18 protein-coding genes are annotated in these 20,554 nt (G+C 70.7%); 12 read left to right on the forward strand and 6 right to left on the reverse strand.

Features of this window, described 5'->3' with window-relative positions:
• Positions 1-60: 60 nt before the first annotated feature.
• From uvrA to RMN98_RS16130, 12 genes are all read left to right on the forward strand, one after another.
• Complete coding sequence (uvrA, locus tag RMN98_RS16075) at positions 61-3,063, forward strand: excinuclease ABC subunit UvrA (protein ID WP_309649824.1); 3,003 nt, start codon at positions 61-63, stop codon at positions 3,061-3,063.
• Between the two features lie 88 nt (positions 3,064-3,151).
• On the forward strand, positions 3,152-3,622 hold the full coding sequence (locus RMN98_RS16080) for a Rieske (2Fe-2S) protein (protein ID WP_309649825.1): 471 nt from the start codon (positions 3,152-3,154) through the stop codon (positions 3,620-3,622).
• A gap of 31 nt (positions 3,623-3,653) precedes the next feature.
• Positions 3,654-4,073 carry a Rieske (2Fe-2S) protein gene (locus RMN98_RS16085; protein WP_309649826.1) on the forward strand — a complete coding sequence of 140 codons (420 nt, stop codon included), beginning with the start codon at positions 3,654-3,656 and terminating at the stop codon, positions 4,071-4,073.
• Positions 4,074-4,110: 37 nt separating this feature from the next.
• Positions 4,111-6,105: an excinuclease ABC subunit UvrC gene (gene uvrC, locus RMN98_RS16090; protein WP_309649827.1), complete on the forward strand. Its 1,995-nt coding sequence runs from the start codon at positions 4,111-4,113 to the stop codon at positions 6,103-6,105.
• Complete coding sequence (gene rapZ / locus RMN98_RS16095) at positions 6,102-6,983, forward strand: RNase adapter RapZ (protein WP_309649828.1); 882 nt, start codon at positions 6,102-6,104, stop codon at positions 6,981-6,983. The genes uvrC and rapZ overlap by 4 nt, the downstream gene beginning before the upstream one ends.
• A 5-nt stretch (positions 6,984-6,988) precedes the next feature.
• Positions 6,989-7,957: a uridine diphosphate-N-acetylglucosamine-binding protein YvcK gene (yvcK, locus tag RMN98_RS16100; protein ID WP_309649829.1), complete on the forward strand. Its 969-nt coding sequence runs from the start codon at positions 6,989-6,991 to the stop codon at positions 7,955-7,957.
• A 48-nt stretch (positions 7,958-8,005) separates the two neighbouring features.
• Positions 8,006-8,992, forward strand: a complete 987-nt coding sequence (gene whiA, locus RMN98_RS16105; protein ID WP_309649830.1) for a DNA-binding protein WhiA — start codon at positions 8,006-8,008, stop codon at positions 8,990-8,992.
• 150 nt (positions 8,993-9,142) lie between these two features.
• The gene (gene gap / locus RMN98_RS16110; protein WP_309649831.1) at positions 9,143-10,138 is read left to right on the forward strand and encodes a type I glyceraldehyde-3-phosphate dehydrogenase; all 996 of its coding nucleotides are present in this window, start codon (positions 9,143-9,145) and stop codon (positions 10,136-10,138) included.
• Between the two features lie 2 nt (positions 10,139-10,140).
• Positions 10,141-11,352 (forward strand): phosphoglycerate kinase, encoded by a 1,212-nt coding sequence (locus tag RMN98_RS16115; RefSeq protein WP_309649832.1) that lies wholly within the window; start codon positions 10,141-10,143, stop codon positions 11,350-11,352.
• Between the two features lie 5 nt (positions 11,353-11,357).
• Positions 11,358-12,155: a triose-phosphate isomerase gene (tpiA, locus tag RMN98_RS16120; protein WP_309649833.1), complete on the forward strand. Its 798-nt coding sequence runs from the start codon at positions 11,358-11,360 to the stop codon at positions 12,153-12,155.
• Positions 12,156-12,186: 31 nt separating this feature from the next.
• A complete protein-coding gene (secG, locus tag RMN98_RS16125; RefSeq protein WP_309649834.1) occupies positions 12,187-12,423 on the forward strand; it encodes a preprotein translocase subunit SecG in 237 nt (78 codons plus the stop codon).
• A 16-nt stretch (positions 12,424-12,439) separates the two neighbouring features.
• Positions 12,440-12,799 carry an RNA polymerase-binding protein RbpA gene (locus tag RMN98_RS16130; protein WP_091114101.1) on the forward strand — a complete coding sequence of 120 codons (360 nt, stop codon included), beginning with the start codon at positions 12,440-12,442 and terminating at the stop codon, positions 12,797-12,799.
• A 23-nt stretch (positions 12,800-12,822) separates the two neighbouring features.
• On the opposite strand, the gene pgl is transcribed toward RMN98_RS16130, so the two are convergent.
• From pgl to RMN98_RS16160, 6 genes are all read right to left on the reverse strand, one after another.
• Entirely contained in the window at positions 12,823-13,545 is a 723-nt protein-coding gene (gene pgl, locus RMN98_RS16135; protein WP_309649835.1) for a 6-phosphogluconolactonase, read from the reverse strand.
• The gene (locus RMN98_RS16140; protein WP_309649836.1) at positions 13,542-14,447 is read right to left on the reverse strand and encodes a glucose-6-phosphate dehydrogenase assembly protein OpcA; all 906 of its coding nucleotides are present in this window, start codon (positions 14,445-14,447) and stop codon (positions 13,542-13,544) included. The genes pgl and RMN98_RS16140 overlap by 4 nt, the downstream gene beginning before the upstream one ends.
• Entirely contained in the window at positions 14,447-15,985 is a 1,539-nt protein-coding gene (gene zwf / locus RMN98_RS16145; protein WP_309649837.1) for a glucose-6-phosphate dehydrogenase, read from the reverse strand. The genes RMN98_RS16140 and zwf overlap by 1 nt, the downstream gene beginning before the upstream one ends.
• Positions 15,982-17,649, reverse strand: coding sequence for a glucose-6-phosphate isomerase (locus RMN98_RS16150; RefSeq protein WP_309649838.1), 1,668 nt, complete (start codon positions 17,647-17,649; stop codon positions 15,982-15,984). The genes zwf and RMN98_RS16150 overlap by 4 nt, the downstream gene beginning before the upstream one ends.
• Positions 17,646-18,752, reverse strand: a complete 1,107-nt coding sequence (gene tal / locus RMN98_RS16155) for a transaldolase (protein WP_309649839.1) — start codon at positions 18,750-18,752, stop codon at positions 17,646-17,648. Before tal ends, RMN98_RS16150 begins: the two co-directional genes overlap by 4 nt.
• 34 nt (positions 18,753-18,786) lie before the next feature.
• On the reverse strand, positions 18,787-20,554 hold a 1,768-nt coding region (locus RMN98_RS16160), incomplete at its 5' end, for a transketolase (protein WP_309649840.1).

Raw genomic sequence — 20,554 nt, forward strand, 5'->3', positions numbered from 1 at the left:
GTGACGAACACTTGTTCGAACGCAGCACCATTCCAGACCGGTCGAGCCCGAAGGACGGCAGTGGCGGATCAGCTCATCATCCGGGGAGCCCGGGAGCACAACCTCAAGGACGTCTCCCTCGACCTCCCGCGCGACTCGCTCATCGTGTTCACGGGGCTGTCCGGCTCCGGGAAGTCCTCGCTGGCCTTCGACACGATCTTCGCCGAGGGGCAGCGCCGCTACGTCGAGTCGCTGTCCGCCTACGCGCGTCAGTTCCTCGGGCAGATGGACAAGCCCGACGTCGACTTCATCGAGGGCCTCTCACCCGCGGTGTCGATCGACCAGAAGTCCACGTCGAAGAACCCGCGCTCCACGGTCGGCACCATCACCGAGGTCTACGACTACCTCCGCCTGCTCTACGCCCGGGCGGGTCGGCCGCACTGCCCCACCTGCGGGGCGCCGATCGAGCGGCAGACGCCGCAGCAGATCGTCGACAAGATCCTCACGCTCGAGGAGGGGCGGCGCTTCCAGGTGCTGGCCCCGGTGATCCGGGGCCGCAAGGGCGAGTACGTCGAGCTGTTCAAGCAGCTCCAGACCCAGGGCTTCAGCCGTGCCCGCGTCAACGGCGAGACCCACACGCTCGACGAGCCGCCCGTCCTCGACAAGCAGAAGAAGCACACCATCGAGGTGGTCGTCGACCGGCTCGCGGTCAAGGAGTCCTCCAAGCGGCGCCTCACCGACTCGGTCGAGACGGCGCTCAACCTCGCCGGCGGGCTGGTGCTCTTCGACTTCGTCGACCTCGACGCCAAGGCGCCCGACCGCGAGCTGCGGTTCAGCGAGAAGATGGCCTGCCCCAACGACCACGCCATCGACACCGACGACCTCGAGCCGCGCTCGTTCTCGTTCAACTCCCCGTTCGGTGCGTGCCCGGTCTGCAGCGGGCTCGGCACGCGCATGGAGGTCGACCCCGAGCTGGTCGTGCCCGACCCGACGGCCACCCTCGGCGAGGGCGCCATCCAGCCCTGGAGCCAGGCCCACGTCGCCGACTACTTCCTCAAGCTCATGTCCGCGCTCGGTGACGAGCTCGGCTTCGACCTCAACGTGCCCTGGCAGGACCTCCCGGCCAAGGGTCAGAAGGCGCTGCTGGAGGGCCACTCCGGCAAGGTGCACGTCGTGACGCGCAACCGCTACGGACGTGAGCGCGCCTACTACGCGCAGTTCGAGGGCGTGCGCCCCTACATCGAGCGCCGCCACCGGGAGGCGGAGTCCGACACCAGCCGTGAGCGCTTCGAGGGCTTCATGCGCGAGGTGCCCTGCGGGACCTGCAAGGGCAGCCGGCTCAAGCCGGTCTCGATGGCGGTCACGGTCGGGGGACGCAACATCGCCGACGTCTGCGCGATGCCGATCAACGAGGCCGCCGACTTCCTCACGACGCTCGAGCTCTCGACGCGGGAGCGTCAGATCGGCGAGCAGGTGCTCAAGGAGATCCAGGAGCGGCTCAACTTCCTGCTCGACGTCGGCCTCGACTACCTCTCCCTCGACCGCCCCTCCGGCTCGCTGTCGGGAGGCGAGGCCCAGCGGATCCGCCTGGCCACCCAGATCGGCGCCGGCCTGGTCGGCGTCCTCTACGTGCTCGACGAGCCGTCCATCGGCTTGCACCAGCGCGACAACCACCGCCTGATCGAGACCCTGGTCCGGCTCAAGGACCTCGGCAACACCCTGATCGTCGTCGAGCACGACGAGGACACCATCAAGGTCGCCGACTGGGTCGTCGACATCGGGCCCGGTGCCGGCGAGCATGGTGGCCAGGTGGTCCACAGCGGCACCGTCCAGGGCCTGCTCGAGCACCCCGACTCGATGACCGGGCAGTACCTGTCGGGTCGTCGTGAGATCCCGGTGCCCGAGATCCGGCGTCCCCGCACCAAGGGCCGCGAGCTGACCGTCCACGGGGCCCGCGAGCACAACCTGCAGGACATCGACGTGTCGTTCCCGCTCGGGATGTTCGTCGCCGTCACCGGCGTCTCGGGCTCGGGCAAGTCGACGCTGGTCAACGACATCCTCTACACCTCGCTGGCCAAGCAGATCTATCGCTCGCGCACGATCCCGGGTCGCCACCAGAAGATCACCGGTCTCGACCACGTCGACAAGGTGATCCACGTCGACCAGTCGCCGATCGGTCGCACCCCGCGGTCCAACCCGGCGACGTACACGGGGGTCTTCGACCACGTGCGCAAGCTCTTCGCCTCGACGCCCGAGGCCAAGATGCGGGGCTACCTCCAGGGCCGCTTCTCCTTCAACGTCAAGGGCGGGCGCTGCGAGGCGTGCTCCGGCGACGGCACGATCAAGATCGAGATGAACTTCCTGCCGGACGTCTACGTCCCGTGCGAGGTCTGCCACGGCGCGCGCTACAACCGCGAGACCCTCGAGGTCCACTACAAGGGCAAGACCATCGCCGAGGTCCTCGACATGCCGATCGAGGAGGCCCTGGACTTCTTCGCGGCCGTGCCGCCGATCGCCCGGCACATGCAGACGCTCGTCGAGGTCGGTCTCGGCTACGTGCGTCTCGGCCAGCCGGCGACCACGCTGTCCGGTGGTGAGGCCCAACGGGTCAAGCTGTCCTCGGAGCTGCAGAAGCGCTCCACCGGGCGCACCGTCTACGTCCTCGACGAGCCGACCACGGGCCTGCACTTCGAGGACATCCGCAAGCTCCTGCTCGTGCTGGGTCGTCTCGTCGACCAGGGCAACAGCGTGCTGGTGATCGAGCACAACCTCGACGTCATCAAGACCGCCGACTGGCTGGTCGACATGGGGCCCGAGGGTGGCTCGCGCGGGGGGATGGTCGTCGCCGAGGGCACGCCGGAGCAGGTGGCCGCACATCCCGACAGCTACACCGGTCAGTTCCTCAAGCCGCTGCTCGAGGGCCGCGAGGCCGCCCAGCCCAAGCGCGTCCTGCCCGCCACCGAGGCGCCCGCGCCCCGCGGTGCCAAGGCGACGGCTGCTGCCAAGCCGACGACGAAGACCGCGGCCACGAAGGCGGCTGCGAGGAAGTCCGCGGCCAAGCGGAAGGTGACCAGCAGGAGCTGAGCGAGTCCGACCTGCGCGCTCTCAGGTGGCCCTCACCCTGCTCGGTAGTCTTCTCTTCAACCAATCCCGAGGTCTCGAGGAGCATGTCATGAGCGCATCAGGACTGAGCCGGCGCCGAGCGCTCTCGAGCGCCGCGGGGGTCGGTCTCGGACTGCCGGTGCTGGCCGCCTGCGGCGGTGACGGCACCACCACCAGTGCGAGCGACCCGAGCCCGACACCGGCCGGCCCCAGCCCGTCCGCCAGCCCGTCCGCCAGCGCGACGCCGGAGGTGCCGACCGGCGGCTTCGCGTTGACCGCCGACATCCCGGTGGGCGGCGGGGGCGTGTTCGAGGAGCAGCAGGTCGTGGTGACGCAGCCGACCGAGGGGGAGTTCAAGGGCTTCTCGTTCGTGTGCACGCACTCCGGGTGCCCGGTCAACCAGGTCACCGACGAGATCCTCTGCCCCTGCCACGGCAGCAAGTTCTCCATCACCGACGGCTCGCCCACGGCGGGGCCCGCGTCCTCGCCCCTTGCCGCGGTCGAGCTGGTCGTCGACGGCGACAGCATCAGCCTCGCCTGAGCCCCATCCACCCCATCTCCCGGAGGCACCGATGTCTGATCGCCCCTCGTTCCGGCCCACCCGTCGCATCGTCTTCCACGGCCTCGGTGCCATCGGCGTCGCGGCCGCGCTCGCCGGGTGCGGCGGCGGCAGCTCGGAGCCGGCGGCACCGGAGGCCGCGGCCGGCGACGAGCTCGCGGCGACGTCGGAGGTCCCCGTCGGTGGTGGCCTGATCCTGTCGGACCAGAAGATCGTGATCACCCAGCCGACCGAAGGGGACTTCAAGGCCTTCACGGCCGTGTGCACCCACCAGGGCAACACCGTGACGGCGGTGGAGGGCGCCACCATCGAGTGCAGCTTCCACGGCAGCTCGTTCAGTGCCGAGACCGGCGAGGTCGAGGGCGGCCCGGCCGGCTCCGCGCTCGCCGCCGTCGCCATCGACGTGCAGGGCGACAGGATCCTCGCTGCCTGAGGCGCTGGCTGTCCCCGGCGTTCCGTAGGGTTGGCCCGTGCCGCCGACCCGCTCCTCCCGATCCGCCCGCGGGCCGCTGTCCTACCGCCCCGAGCCCGGCTCGATCCCGACCCAGCCCGGGGTCTACCGCTTCCGCGACGCCAAGGGCCGCGTGATCTACGTCGGCAAGGCCAAGAGCCTGCGCCCGCGCCTGTCGTCCTACTTCCAGGATGTCGGCAACCTGCACCAGCGCACGGCCACCATGGTCACGACCGCCGCCAGCGTCGAGTGGACGGTCGTCAACACCGAGGTCGAGGCGCTCCAGCTGGAATACAGCTGGATCAAGGAGTTCGACCCGCGCTTCAACGTCAAGTACCGCGACGACAAGTCCTACCCCTGGCTGGCCGTCACCGTCGGTGACGAGTTCCCCCGGGTGATGGTCGGTCGCGGCGCCAAGCGCAAGGGCACGCGCTACTTCGGGCCCTACAGCCACGCCTGGGCCATCCGCGAGACCGTCGACGTGCTGCTGCGCGTGTTCCCGATGCGTTCCTGCAGCAACGGCGTCTTCAAGCGCTCGGCCCAGATCGGTCGGCCCTGTCTCCTGGGCTACATCGGCAAGTGCTCGGCGCCCTGCGTGGGTCAGGTCTCCCCCGAGGAGCACCGCGCGATCGTCGATGACTTCTGCGACTTCATGGGCGGCCAGACCCGGCCGTTCGTCCGTCGCATCGAGAAGGAGATGTACGCCGCCTCGGAGGCCGAGGACTACGAGCGGGCGGCCCGGCTCCGAGATGACCTGGGAGCGCTCGAGAAGGCGCTGGAGAAGCAGGCGGTCGTGCTCGGTGACGGTGCCGACGCCGACGTGATCGCGCTCGCCGAGGACCCGCTCGAGGTCGCCGTGCAGATCTTCTACGTGCGCGGTGGTCGCATCCGTGGTCAGCGTGGCTGGGTCGCCGACCGGGTCGACGAGGGCGGCACTGCCGAGCTGGTCGACGACTTCCTGCTCCAGCTCTACGCCGGCGGTGAGGCCGACTCGATCCCACGCGAGATCCTGGTGCCTGCCCTGCCGCCCGACGCCGACACCTACGAGGCGCTGCTCAGCGACCTGCGGGGCAGTCGCGTGCAGATCCGGGTGCCCCAGCGCGGTGACAAGAAGACCCTTCAGGACACGGTGGCCCGCAACGCCGGTCAGGCCCTGGTCCTCCACAAGACCAAGCGCGCCAGCGACCTCACCACCCGCAACCGGGCGCTCGAGGAGATCCAGCTCGCGCTCGAGCTCGACGAGGTCCCGCTGCGTATCGAGTGCTACGACGTCTCCAACCTCCAGGGCACCGAGGTCGTGGCGTCGATGGTGGTCTTCGAGGACGGTCTGGTCCGCAAGGGCGAATACCGCCGCTTCGTCATCAAGGGTGTCGAGGGTCAGAACGACGTCGCGTCGATGCACGAGGTGATCACCCGCCGCTTCCGCCGCCTCCTCGACGAGCAGGCACGCAGCCAGCAGGTCTCGACCGAGAGCGGTCCGATGCTGGTCGACCCCGAGACGGGTCGGCCTCGCAAGTTCGCCTACGCCCCCGGCCTCGTGGTGGTCGACGGGGGTCCACCGCAGGTCGCGGCCGCCCAGCAGGCGCTCGACGAGCTGGGCATCGACGACATCGCGATCTGCGGGCTGGCCAAGCGCCTCGAGGAGGTCTGGCTGCCCGGGCAGGAGGACCCGGTCATCCTGCCGCGCTCGTCGGAGGGTCTCTACCTCCTCCAGCGGGTGCGCGACGAGGCCCACCGCTTCGCCATCAACCACCACCGCTCGCGACGCTCCAAGACGATGGTCGAGAGCATGCTCGACGACGTCCCCGGCCTGGGTGAGGTGCGCCGCAAGACCCTGCTCAAGCACTTCGGCTCGCTCAAGAAGCTGCGCCTGGCCACGGTCGAGGAGATCGCGATGGTCCCGGGCATCGGCGAGCGCACCGCCACCGCCATCAAGGACGCGGTCGCCCAGGCGTCGTCGACCGGCAAGACTGTCTCCGTCAACACGGCGACCGGAGAGATCGAGGAGTCATGACCGAGGAGACAGCGCCCCCGACCCGTGGTGAGCTGGTCGTCGTCACGGGCATGACCGGTGCCGGTCGCAGCACGGCGGCCAAGGAGCTCGAGGACCTCGGCTTCTACGTCGTCGACAACCTCCCGCCCAGCCTCCTGCCCGACGTCGTCCAGCTGGTCGACGACAGCCTCGGTCCCACCCAGGGCATCGCCGTGGTTGTCGACGTCCGCTCGGGCTCGTTCTTCCACACCCTGCACGCCAACCTCGCCCAGGGCGCGACCGGTCGACGCACGACGCTGCTCTTCCTCGACGCCTCCGACGAGGTGCTGGTGCGCCGCCAGGAGGCGGCGCGACGGCCGCACCCGCTCCAGGCGAGCGGCCGGCTCCTCGACGGCCTGCAGCGGGAGCGCGCCGTGCTGGCCGACCTGCGCAGCGACGCCGACCTGATGATCGACACCACGGCACTCAACGTTCACCAGCTCACCGACCGTGTGGCCGAGGCCTTCGGCACGGTGCACTCGACCCGCCTCAAGGTCAACGTCGTCAGCTTCGGCTTCAAGTACGGCATCCCGGTCGACGCCGACTTCGTGGCCGACATGCGCTTCCTGCCCAACCCCTTCTGGGTGCCCGAGCTGCGCGCCGGCACCGGACGTGACGCCGGGGTCGCCGACTACGTCAAGAGCCAGCCCGGGGCCGCGGAGTTCCTCGACGGCTACGTGCCGGTGCTCGCCGGGGTCTCGGCCGGCTACCTGCGCGAGGGCAAGCGCTTCATGCGCGTCGCCATCGGCTGCACGGGGGGCAAGCACCGCAGCGTCGCGATGAGCGAGGAGGTCGGCCGTCGGCTGATCGACCGGGGCCTGGAAGTGCGGGTCACCCACCGCGACCTCGGGCGCGAGTGACGGCGATGAGCGACCTTCGTGCCCAGTCGGTCGTCGCCTTCGGTGGTGGCCACGGACTGTTCGCCTCCCTCTCCGCGCTTCGGCTGCTCGTCGACGACCTCACGGTCGACGACCTGACCGCCGTCGTCACGGTCGCCGACAACGGCGGCTCCTCGGGGCGCCTGCGCGGCGAGTTCGGGGTGCTGCCGCCGGGTGACCTGCGCATGGCCCTCGCGGCGCTCTGTGGCGACGACACCTGGGACGTCACGTGGTCGCGGGTGCTCCAGCACCGCTTCGCCGGTGAGGGCGAGATGCGCGGACACGTCGTCGGCAACCTCCTCATCGTCAGCCTCTGGGAGCTGCTCGGTGACCACGTCGACGCGCTCGACTGGATCGGCCGGCTGCTCGGCGCCAAGGGGCGCGTGCTGCCCATGGCCCTGACGCCGATGGTGATCACCGCCGAGGTCGCCGGTCTGCTCGACGAGCCCGACGAGCTCGTCACGGTGCGCGGCCAGGTGGAGGTCGCGATCACCTCGGGCACCATCTCCTCCATCGCGCTCGAGCCCGCGGACCCCACGGTCTGCCCGCAGGCCGTCGAGGCGATCGGCGCCGCCGACTGGATGGTGCTCGGCCCCGGCTCCTGGTTCACCTCGGTGATCCCGCACCTGATGATCCCCGCGCTCCGGGAGGCGATCGTCACCAGCGAGGCCCGGCTCATCGTCGTGCTCAACCTCGAGGAGCAGCCCGGTGAGACCCACGGGCTCGGCCCGGGCGACCACCTCGCTGCCCTCATCGAGCACGCGCCCGACCTGGCGCCGGCCGTCGTGCTCGCCGATGCCCGCTGCGTCGGCGACGACGCACCGGCCCTGGAGCAGACGGTCGCCTCCTACGGCGCGCGGCTGGTGCTCGCGGACGTCATGGCCGACGACGGGACGCCCCGCCACGACCCGGTCAAGCTCGCGGCCACCTATGCACACATCATGAGCGGTGACTGAGCCGGGGGAGTGGTCGTGGGTTGTTGACTCCCGTGCGAGGATCACGCCATGGCGATGACGGCCCAGGTCAAGGCGGAGTTGTCCAGCACCCAGATCACGAAGACCTGCTGCCGCAAGGCGGAAGTGGCCTCGATGTTGAGGTTCGCGGGCGGTCTCCACATCGTGAGCGGCAAGATCGTCGTCGAGGCCGAGCTGGACACCGGTGCCGCTGCGCGTCGGCTCCGCAAGGACATCGCCGAGGTCTACGGCCACAGCTCCGACGTCGTGATGGTGCAGGGCGCCGGCATCCGCAAGGGCAGCCGCTACATCGTGCGGGTCGTCAAGGACGGCGAGGCGCTCGCGCGTCAGACCGGTCTGCTCGACCAGCGCGGACGCCCGGTGCGCGGTCTGCCCCCAGCGGTCGTGTCCGGTGGCGGCTGTGACGCGGTGGCCGCGTGGCGCGGCGCGTTCCTCGCCCACGGGTCCCTGACCGAGCCGGGGCGTTCGTCCTCGCTCGAGGTCACCTGTCCCGGACCCGAGGCGGCGCTCGCCCTCGTCGGTGTCGCCCGCCGCCTGGGCATCCAGGCCAAGGCCCGCGAGGTCCGTGGTGTCGACCGCGTCGTCATCCGTGACGGGGACGCCATCGGACAGCTCCTGACCCGGCTCGGCGCCCACGAGTCGCTGATGGCCTGGGAGGAGCGGCGCATGCGGCGTGAGGTCCGCGCGACGGCCAACCGGCTCGCCAACTTCGACGACGCCAACCTGCGGCGATCGGCTCGCGCCGCCGTGGCCGCCGGTGCTCGCGTCGAGCGCGCCCTGGAGATCCTCGGCGAGGAGATCCCCGACCACCTCCAGCTCGCCGGCACCCTCCGTCTCGAGCACAAGCAGGCCTCCTTGGAGGAGCTCGGCCAGCTGCACGAGCCCGTGCTGACCAAGGACGCGATCGCCGGCAGGATCCGTCGGCTCCTCGCGATGGCCGACAAGCGGGCCGAGGAGCTCGGGATCCCCGACACCGAGGCGTCGTTGACCCCGGAGATGCTCGCCGACGAGGTCTGAGGTCCCCTCGTCGGGGGACCGAGGTCCGTTACCCGTGCGTACGTCGGGACGCGGCGGCTCCTGACCGTCACCAGGCGATAGGGTCGGAGCGACGCGGCCTGATGAGACCCCGAGGGCCGCCCCACCAGCGCACCGCTAGGAGCATTCGCAGTGACCGTTCGTGTAGGTATCAACGGATTCGGCCGCATCGGCCGCAACTTCTTCCGGGCCGTCGTCGCCTCCGGCGCCGACATCGAGATCGTCGCCGTCAACGACCTCACCGACAACCAGACCCTCGCCACCCTCCTCAAGTACGACTCGATCCTGGGACGTCTCGACGGGGACGTGACCGCGACCGACACCGAGATCACCGCCGCGGGCCAGACCTTCAAGGTCTTCGCGGAGCGTGACCCGAGCGCCCTGCCCTGGGGCGACCTGGGTGCCGACGTCGTCATCGAGTCGACCGGCTTCTTCACCGACGCGACCAAGGCGAAGGCCCACGTCGACGGCGGCGCCAAGAAGGTCATCATCTCGGCCCCGGCCAAGAACGAGGACGTCACGATCGTGATGGGCGTCAACGAGGGCGACTACGACCCCGCCACCCACACGATCATCTCCAACGCCTCCTGCACGACCAACTGCCTCGCCCCGATGGCCAAGGTCCTCAGCGACGAGTTCGGCATCGTCAAGGGCCTGATGACGACCATCCACGCCTACACCGGCGACCAGAACCTGCTCGACGGACCGCACAGCGACATGCGCCGCGCCCGCGCCGCCGCGCTCAACATCGTGCCCACCTCGACCGGCGCCGCCAAGGCGATCTCGCTGGTCATGCCCGAGCTCAAGGGCAAGCTCGACGGCTACGCGCTGCGCGTGCCCGTGCCCACCGGCTCCGTCACGGACCTGACCTTCGAGGCCGGTCGCGAGACCACCGTCGAGGAGGTCAACGCCGTCATGAAGGCGGCCGCCGACGGTCGCATCCTGCGCTACAGCGAGGACCCCATCGTCTCCAGCGACATCACCACCGACCCGGCGTCGTGCATCTTCGACGCGCCGCTCACCAAGGTCATCGGCAACCAGGTCAAGGTCGTCGGCTGGTACGACAACGAGTGGGGCTACTCCAACCGCCTCGTCGACCTGGTCAACCTCGTCGGCGAGACCCTCTGACCGTGTCCGGCATCGACTCGCTCGGGGACCTGCGCGGCAAGCGCGTCCTGGTCCGCTCGGACCTCAACGTGCCGCTCGACGGCCCCGACGACGCCAAGGTCATCACCGACGACGGCCGTATCCGGGCCAGCGTCCCCACCATCCGGGAGCTGGCTGACGCCGGCGCCCGGGTGGTGGTCACCGCGCACCTCGGACGTCCGAAGGGTGCACCGGAGGACCGCTACTCCCTGCGCCCGGTGGCAGCCCGTCTCGGCGAGCTGCTCGGTGGGGAGGTCGCGTTCGCGACCGACACCGTCGGCGACTCCGCCCGCGGGGTCGTGGACGGGCTGGCCGACGGCCAGGTCGCCGTCCTCGAGAACGTCCGGTTCAACCCGGGCGAGACGAGCAAGGACGACGCCGAGCGTGGTGCCTTCGCCGACCAGCTGGCGGCCCTGGCCGATGCCTTCGTCTCCGACGGCTTCGGCGTGGTCCACCGCAAGCAGGCGAGCGTCTACGACGTCGCCCAGCGGCTCCCGCACGCCATGGGCGGCCTGGTCTCCCGCGAGATCGACGTCCTGCGTCGACTCACGGTCGACCCGGAGCGCCCCTACGTCGTGGTGCTGGGGGGATCGAAGGTCTCCGACAAGCTCGGGGTCATCGACAACCTCCTGGGCAAGGCCGACAAGCTCATCATCGGTGGCGGCATGGTCTTCACCTTCCTCAAGGCCCAGGGCCACGAGGTCGGCAAGAGCCTGCTCGAGGAGGACCAGCTCGACGTCTGCCGGTCCTACCTGACGCGGGCCGAGGAGTCGGGGGTGCAGATCCTGCTGCCGACCGACATCGTCGTGGACACGACCTTCCCCTCAGGTGACGCCGAGCCCCACCCCGTGGTGGTCGGCGCCGACGCGATCCCCGCCGACAGCCTGGGTCTCGACATCGGCCCCGAGTCCGCGGCGGCGTTCGCCGCCGCGCTCCACGACGCACGCACGGTCTTCTGGAACGGCCCGATGGGTGTGTTCGAGGTCGGCGCGTTCGCCGAGGGCACCCGCGCGGTCGCGCAGGCCCTCACCACGGTCGACGGCCTCTCGGTCGTGGGTGGTGGCGACTCCGCCGCCGCCGTACGCACGCTGGGCTTCGACGAAGCAGCGTTCGGGCACATCTCCACCGGTGGTGGAGCCAGCCTCGAATACCTCGAGGGCAGGGAGCTGCCCGGCATCACGGTTCTGGAGGACTGACGACCATGGCCAAGGCCACCCGCACGCCGCTGATGGCGGGCAACTGGAAGATGAACCTCAACCACCAGGAAGCGGTGGTGCTCGTCCAGAAGCTCGCGTGGACGTTGTCCGACAAGCGCCACGACTACGGCAAGGTCGAGGTGGTCGTCGTGCCGCCGTTCACCGACCTGCGCTCCGTGCAGACCCTGGTCGACGGCGACCGCCTCTCCGTCAAGTACGGCGCCCAGGACGTCTCCACCCAGGACTCCGGGGCGTTCACCGGCGAGATCTCCGCGGGGATGCTCGCCAAGCTCGGCTGCTCCTACGTCGTGGTCGGTCACTCGGAGCGGCGCGAGCTGCACGGCGAGACCGACGACGTCGTCAACGCCAAGGCCCACAAGGCCCACGCCGCCGACATGGTCCCGATCGTGTGTGTCGGCGAGGGTCTCCCGGTGCGTCAGGCCGGCGAGCACGTCGCCCACACGCTCGCCCAGGTCGACGGCTCGCTGGCCGGCTTCACGGCCGAGCAGGTGGCCGGCCTGGTCGTCGCCTACGAGCCCGTCTGGGCGATCGGCACCGGCGAGGTGGCCACACCCGAGGACGCCCAGGAGGTCTGCGCCGCCATCCGCGCACGGGTGCGCGAGGTGCACGGAGATGCTGCTGCCGACAGTCTGCGCATCCTCTACGGCGGTTCGGTCAAGGCCAACAACGTTGCGGGGATCATGGCCAAGGAGGACGTGGACGGCGCCCTCGTGGGGGGCGCGAGCCTGCAGGTCGACGAGTTCGGCGGCGTCTGCCGCTTCTACGACATGCCGGTCATCTGATCTCTCACCCCCTGACGTAGGATTCCCCACTGTGACAACGATCTTCACTGCTCTGCTCATCGCCACGAGCCTCCTCCTGATCGGCCTCGTGCTGCTTCACAAGGGGCGCGGTGGCGGACTCTCGGACATGTTCGGCGGTGGCGTCAGCAGCTCGTTGGGCGGCTCGTCCGTCGCCGAGCGCAACCTCGACCGGTTCACGGTCGGCATCGGCGTCATCTGGTTCGCCTGCGTGATCGCGCTGGGCCTGTTGCTCGCCTACCAGAACTGAGAGAGGGACAAGACACGTGGCTGGTGGAGGAAGTGCCATTCGCGGCAGCCGAGTTGGCGCCGGACCGATGGGTGAGGCGGAGCGCGGAGAGGCCGCGCCCCGTCAGCCGGTGAGCTACTTCTGCTCCCGGGGACACAGCTCGGTCGTGACGTTCTCGGTCGAGGCCGTCGCGCCCGACTCGTGGGACTGCCCCAAGTGCGGACTGCCCGCCGGTCGTGACTCGGAGAACGCTCCGCCGGCGACCAAGGTGGAGCCCTACAAGACGCACCTCGCCTACGTGAAGGAGCGTCGCTCCGACAAGGAGGCGGCCGACATCCTCGACGAGGCCGTCCAGCTGCTGCGCTCGCGCCGCAAGTCCGGCGACATCATCTTCTGACGGCTGGTCCTCACCCACCGGTTTCAGAGGTGTGAGGCCGCTTCGCGGTCGAGGAAGTACGTCGTCTCGTGACGCCCGTGGGCCCCTCGCGCGGGGGTGTCGCGCACCGTGCCCTCGACGTCCAGCGCCGCAGCCACGGCCTCGGCCTTGCCCTCACCGCTCGCGATCACCCACAGGGCCCGCGTGCGGTTGAGTGCGCCGAGGGTGAAGCTGATCCGCTCCGGCGGGGGCTTGGGGGAGTCGGTGACCGCGACCACGATCCGGTCGTCGACCTCGAGCTGGGGGAAGCCGGGGAACAGCGAGGCCACATGACCGTCGGGGCCGATCCCGAGCATCACGACCTCGAACTCGCCGCTCCCGTGCTCGCGCACGGTCTCCTCGAAGGCCAGCGTCGCGACCTCGAGGTCGGCACCGTCGTCGGTCGACGGCATCTCGTGCACCTGGGTCGCTCCGACGGCGTCCAGGAACGCCCGACGTGCCTGACCGGCGTTGCGGTCGGAGGAGTCGGACGCCACGAAGCGCTCGTCGCCCCACCACACGACCACGCGGGACCAGTCCACCGAGGAGCCCGGGCTCAGCCGGGCGAGCTCGTGGTGCAGCGCGTCGGCGATGGTGCCGCCGGTGAGGGCGATCTGGGGCTCGCGTCCGGCCTCCTGGGCGTCGGCGAGTCGGGAGAGGAGCTCGCCCGCCACCGTGGTGGCCAGGGCGCCGGCGTCGGGATGCACCTCGACCAGCGGCGCGTTCATGCGTGCATCTTGTGGAGCCGGCGCGTGACCGCGGCATAGACGTCGTCCTCGTCGAGACGTCGCAGCTCCTCGCCCAGCAGCTCCGGCACCGTGCGCCGCTTGAGGGCGATGGGGCGGTCGGGTCGTCCGGGCGAGGCGTAGGTCGCGAGCTTGCCGTCGGTGCGGCTGATCCGGATCGGTCCCTCGGCGGTCTCGAGCACGACCTCGGTGATACCCGGGCCCTGCGAGCTGGAGCGGGTGACCGTGACCTTGAGCCGGTCGGTGAGCCACGCGGCCAGCAGGTCCGCGCTGGGGCTGATCCGCTCGGCCGTGACGGAGGCCGACGTCACCTTGAGGTGGTGCTGGTCCAGGGCCGCGGCGAGCAGCGCGCGCCACGGCGTGAGCCGCGTCCAGGCGAGGTCCGTGTTGCCCTTCACGTACGACGAGCACTGGACGCCGAGGGCCTTCGCTCGGCCCTTGGTGGCCGAGGCCGCGTCGGTGATGCGTCGCTGCGCGAGCGAGCCGAGCAGGTCGCCGGCCGGGTCCTCGGGTGCCGACGTGGGCCACCACACGGCCACGGGGGAGTCGGGCAGCAGCAACGGGAGCACGACCGAGGCAGCGTGCTTCACGACCTCGCCCTTGAGCCGGATCAGCGCGGTCTCGCCGGTCCACCCGTCACCGGTGCCGACCTGCGCGTTGACCTGGCTGGCACCCCGGGCGTCGCCGAGGATCACGCCGAGCACCCGGGCGGGGTGCTCGTGGGAGGCGGCCTGGGCCGACTCCATGGCGGCCTCCGCCTCGTCCTCGTCCACGACGATCATCAGGGTCATGACCATGCCCATGGCGGGGCTGCCGGCGCGCTTGCGGGCGCGCACGAACTCGGCGGCGATCGCCGCCGACGTGGTGTCGATGAGCTCCCTCATCAGGGCCTCCTCCAGACGCGTCCGTCGCGGGCCAGCATCTTGTCGGCCGAGGCCGGGCCCCACGTGCCGGAGTCGTAGGCCTCCGGCGTGCCCTTGCGCGCCCAGGCCTCGAGGATCGGGTCCAGGATCTTCCAGGACAGCTCGACCTCCTCGTGACGTGGGAAGAGCGGCGGGTCGCCGAGCAGCACGTCGAGGATCAGTCGCTCGTAGGCCTCGGGGCTGTCCTCGGTGAAGGAGCCGCCGTAGGCGAAGTCCATGTTGACGTCACGGATCTCCATCGCGGTCCCGGGCACCTTGGAGCCGAAGCGCAACGTCATGCCCTCGTCGGGCTGGATCCGGATGACCAGGGCGTTCTGGGTGAGCTCCTCGACCGCCGACTTCTCGAACGGCAGGTGTGGTGCCCGCTTGAAGACGACCGCCACCTCCGTGACGCGACGCCCGAGGCGCTTGCCGGTGCGGAGGTAGAACGGCACCCCGGCCCACCGTCGGTTGTCGACGTGGAGGGTGATGGCGGCGAACGTCTCGGTCGCCGACGTGCGCTTGATGCCCTCCTCCTCGAGGAAGCCGGACACCTTCTCGCCACCGGCCCAGCCGGCGGCGTACTGCCCCCGGGCCGTCGTCAGGTCGAGCCGCCGCGGCAGCCGCACGCTCGAGAGCACCTTCTGCTTCTCGATGCGCAGCGCCTCCGCGTCGAAGGAGGTCGGCTCCTCCATGGCCACCAGCGACATCAGCTGGAGCAGGTGGTTCTGGATGACGTCACGGGCGGCACCGATGCCGTCGTAGTAGCCGGCGCGGCCGCCGATGCCGACGTCCTCGGCCATGGTGATCTGCACGTGGTCGACGTAGTTGTTGTTCCACAGCGGCTCGAACATCATGTTGGCGAAACGGGTCGCCAGGATGTTCTGCACGGTCTCCTTGCCGAGGTAGTGGTCGATCCGGAAGATCGATCCCGACTCGAAGACCTCGGCCAGCGTCTCGTTGAGCTCGATGGCCGACTCGAGGTCGTGGCCGAACGGCTTCTCCACGACCACGCGCCGCCACGAGTCGGTGTGCGGGTCGACGAGGCCGTGCTCCTTGAGCTGCCCGGCGACCGCGCCGAAGAAGCTCGGCGGGATGGCGAGGTAGAACGCGTGGTTGCCCTCCGTGCCGCGGGTGCGGTCGAGCTCCTCGATCGTCATGCGCAGCTGCTCGAAGGCGTTGTCGTCGTCGAAGTCGCCGGAGACGAAGCGGAAACCCTCGGCCAGCTGCTTCCACACCTCCTCGCGGAACTCCGTGCGGGCGTACTGCTTCACCGAGTCGTGCACGATCTGCGCGAAGTCCTGGTCGGCCCAGTCACGACGGGCGAAGCCGGTGAGGCTGAAGCCCGGCGGCAGCAACCCACGGTTGGCCAGGTCGTAGATCGCCGGCATGACCTTCTTGCGCGACAGGTCGCCCGTGACGCCGAAGAGCACCATGCCGCACGGCCCGGCGATGCGCGGCAGCCGTCGGTCGAGCGGGTCGCGCAGGGGGTTGGTCCAGGTGGAGGCCTTCGGGGTCACGCCAGCACCTCTCGTACGACGGCGAGGTCGCTCGGTGCGCTGACGTGCAGGCGCAGGACCGGTCGGCCCTTGTCGGCCAGCACCTGTCCGTCGCCCACGGCCTGCGCGGTGAGGAACTCGTGAAAGGTGAAGGGTCGGTCGGGCACGGCCAGGTCGGCTTCCGGCTGACCGGTGACCTGCAGGTAGACCCCGGTCGCAGGCCCGCCCTTGTGGTACTGCCCGGTCGAGTGCAGGAACCGCGGTCCCCACCCGAACGTGACCGGACGGCCGGTGCGGAGGGCCAGCGCGTCCCGGGCGCCGGCGAGGGCGGCGTCGCGGTGCCGGTCGAGATAGGCCTGGACCGCGACGTAGCCGGTCAACTCGTCCAGCTGGTCGAGCAACGATGCCACGGCGTCGGCGACCGTCGTGGTGCCTTCCGGCAGCCAGCCTGGGGAGGCGTAGACCGTCACGTGGCCGTCGACGAAGACGGGCGTGGGTGCGCTGCCACCACCGTCCAGGAGCTCGCGTGAGGCTGCCTTGGCGCTCTCGACGTCGGGCTGGTCGAAGGGGTTGATCCCGATGACCCGTCCGGCGATCGCGGTGGCGTGCTCCCAGAGCAGCATCTGAGCGCCGAGGGCCGCGTCGACGCTGACGCCGAAGCCGGAGGCCGGTCGCAGGGACGAGAAGACCTCGACGCTCGAGCCGCCGTCGGGACCGAAGACCGCGAGGACCTCGTCGGCCGTGTCCGTGCCGGGCGAGAAGTTGGGGGAGTCGAGGGCGTCCACGACCACGGGCAGGATGCCCTGGCCGTCCTTGCCGGTGGACTCGGCGACGAGCTGCTCGGCCCAGTCACCGAAGCCGGCGAACGGGGCGCCCGCGTTGGCGAGCACCAGCTTGTCGACGCCGGCGAGGTTGGCGGCGCCGAGCAGGCCGCCCAGACGCAGGCCCGGGTTGTCGACCGAGTCGGCCTGGAGCGCCGGGCGGATCGCCTCGGCCTCGTCGAGGAGCGCGCCGATGTCGGCGCCGGCCAGGCCGCTGGGCACCAGGCCGAAGGCGGTGAGCGCGGAGTAGCGACCCCCGACGGCCGGGTCGGCGAGGAACACCCGGTAGCCGGCGGCGCGCGCCGACTCCTCGAGCGGGGCGCCCGGGTCGGTGACGACGACCATCCGCTCGGCGGGGTCGATGCCGACATCGGTGAAGGCCTTCTCGAAGGCTCGGCGCTGGCTGTCGGTCTCGACCGTGCCCCCGGACTTGCTCGACACGACGACGACGCTGGTGGCCAGCCGGTCCTCGAGCGCCTGGCGCACGAAGTCGGGGTCGGAGGAGTCGAGGACGGCGAGCTCGACGCCCGCGGCCCCGCAGATGACCTCCGGGGCGAGCGACGAGCCGCCCATGCCGCAGAGGACGACCTTCGTCAGCCCCGATGCGGCGAGCTCCTCACGCAGCGCGACGACCTCCGCGACGAGCGGCCGCGACCGCGTGGGGAGCGAGACCCAGGAGAGGCGCTTGCACGCCTCGTCCTCCGCCGCTGCGCCCCACAGGGTGTGGTCCTGTGCGCCGAGGCGGCTGGCCACCCGGTCGGCGACCAGGCCCTCCACCGTGGAGGCGAGGGCCGCCTCGGCGGGATAGCCGAAGAACAGCTCGAAACCGTCCCCGTTGACAGTGTTCCAAGCCGTCTGGCTCATGACGTCGCCTTCTCCATCTGCCCGCTGACCGTCTCGACGAGCTCGGTCCAGGACTTCTTGAACTTGTCGACGCCCTCCGTCTCGAGGACGAGCAGCACGTCGTCGAAGTCGATGCCCACCGCGCTCAGCCGGTCGAAGACCTGCTGAGCCTCGTCGCCCTTGCCGGAGACGGTGTCGCCCACGACCTCGCCGTGGTCGGCGAAGGCGTCCATCGTCTTCTCCGGCATCGTGTTGACCGTGTCGGCCACGACGAGCTCGGTGACGTAGAGGGTGTCGGAGTAGTCGGGGTTCTTGACCCCCGTCGAGGCCCACAGCGGGCGCTGCGCCTGCGCACCGGCGGCCGCGAGCTGCTGCCACCGGTCGCTGCCCACGACCTCGGCGAAGGCGGCGTAGGCGAGCCGGGCGTTGGCCACCGCGGCCTCCCCACGCAGGGCCAGGGCCTCGTCGGTGCCGATCGTCTCGAGCCGGCCGTCGACCTCGCTGTCGACGCGCGAGACGAAGAACGACGCGACCGACTGGATGCGGCTCAGGTCGATGCCGGCGTCACGGGCCTGCTCGAGCCCGCTGAGGTAGGCGTCCATGACCGCGCGGTAGCGGTCGATGCCGAAGATCAGGGTCACGTTGACGCTGATCCCCTGGGCGATCACGGCGGTGATCGCGGGCAGGCCCTCGAGCGTCGCGGGGATCTTGATCAGCGCGTTGGGACGGTCGACGGCCTTCCACAGCGCCTGCGCCGACGCGATGGTGCCGGCCGTGTCGTTGGCGAGGTCGGGCTCGACCTCGATCGAGACCCGCCCGTCGGCGGGGGAGGTGTCGGCGACCGGCGCGAGGATGTCGCACGCGTTGCGGACGTCCTCGGTGGTGAGCTCGAAGATCACCCGGTCGACGGGCTCACCCTGCTCGACCAGGCCTCGGACCTGCTCGTCGTAGCGCTCGCCGTCGGCGATCGCCCCGGCGAAGATCGTGGGGTTGGTGGTGACCCCCACGACGGACTTCTCGCGGACGAGCTCGGCGAGGTTGCCGCTCTCGATGCGCTCGCGGGACAGGTCGTCGAGCCAGATGGACACCCCGGCGTCGGCCAGGGCCTTCAAACGATCACTCATGGGTGCTCTCCCGGAGGTTAGGTAGCGGTGGTGGTCAGCCGGCGAGGCTGGCCAGGCTGTCGCGTGCGGCCGCGGTGACGGCCTCGGCAGTGATGCCGTACTCCCTGAACATGGTGGCGGCGTCGGCCGATGCCCCGAACCGGTCGACCGAGACGATCCGGCCGGCGTCGCCGACGACCTCGCGCCAGCCCATCGCGACCCCGGCCTCGATCGAGACACGGGCCTTGACGGTGGGGGGCAGCACGGACTGGCGGTAGCCCGAGTCCTGGGCGTCGAACCACTCGCGGCAGGGCATGGAGACCACCCGGGCCTTGATGCCGTCGGCGGCGAGGGCGGTGCGCGCCTCGACGGCGTGCTGGACCTCCGAGCCGGTGCCGATCAGGATCACGTCGGGCTCGCCGCCCTCGGCGTCCAGGAGCACGTAGCCGCCGCGGGCGACACCGTCGGCGTCTCCCCACACCTGGCCGTCGGCGTCGGTGCCGCGGGGGAAGGTCGGGACGTTCTGGCGGCTCAGCGCCAGCCCGGCGGGCCGGTCGGCGTTGTGCATGATCGCGCGCCAGGCGGCGGTCGTCTCGTTGGCGTCGGCGGGGCGGACCACGTCGAGGCCGGGGATCGCCCGCAGCGAGGCGAGGTGCTCGACCGGCTGGTGGGTCGGTCCGTCCTCGCCGAGGCCGATCGAGTCGTGGGTCCAGACGTAGGTCACCGGCAGGCCCATGATCGCCGCGAGCCGCACCGAGCCGCGCATGTAGTCGGAGAACGTGAGGAACGTGCCGCCGAAGACGCGGGTGTTCCAGTGCAGGGCGATGCCGTTCATGATCGCGCCCATGGCGTGCTCGCGGATGCCGAAGTGCAGCACGCGGCCGGCGTAAGGGTCGGCGTCCCAGGACTTCGTCGCACGGTCGGCGGGCAGGAACGAGCCGTGCTTCTCGATGGTGGTGTTGTTGGACTCGGCCTGGTCTGCCGAGCCACCCCACAGCTCGGGCACGGTGGCCGCGATCGCGTTGATCACGGCACCGGACGCCTTGCGGGTGGCGAGGCCCTTCGGGTCCGCATCGTACGACGGCAGGTCGGCGTCCCACCCGTCCGGGAGCGCGCCGATGTTGAGCCGGTGGAGCAGCTCGGCCCGGTCGGGGTGGGCGGCCGACCACACGGCGTACTGCTCGTCCCACGCCTTGCCCTGGGCGGCGCCACGGTCCCGCAACGAGCGGGTGTGCGCGATGACGTCGTCCGGCACCTCGAAGGCCTGCTCGGGGTCGAAGCCGAGGATCCTCTTGGTCGCGGCGACCTCCTCCTCGCCCAGCGCGGAGCCGTGGGCGGCCCCGGTGTTCTGCGCGGAGGGTGCGGGCCAGGCGATGATCGTGCGGAGCTTGATGAAGCTCGGGCGGTCGGTGACGGCGCGCGCGGCCTCGATCGCGGCGTAGAGCGCCGGGACGTCCTCGCGGTAGCCCTCGCCACCGTGGGTCCAGTCGACGGTCTGGACGTGCCAGCCGTAGGCCTCGTAGCGCGCGGCGACGTCCTCGCTCAGCGCGATGTTGGTGTCGCCCTCGATCGAGATCTCGTTGGCGTCGTAGATGACCGTGAGGTTGCCCAGGCGCTGGGTTCCGGCGATGGAGGAGGCCTCGGCGCTGACGCCCTCCTCGATGTCGCCGTCGCTGCACAGCACGTAGACGTGGTGGTCGAACAGGCTCTCGCCGACCGGGCTCTCGGGGTCGAGCAGGCCGCGCTGCTTGCGCGCGGCCATGGCCATGCCGACGGCGTTGCCGACGCCCTGGCCGAGCGGGCCGGTGGTGACCTCGACGGCC

Origin of the sequence: Nocardioides sp., from assembly GCF_031397825.1 — a bacterium.
Classification (GTDB): domain Bacteria; phylum Actinomycetota; class Actinomycetes; order Propionibacteriales; family Nocardioidaceae; genus Nocardioides.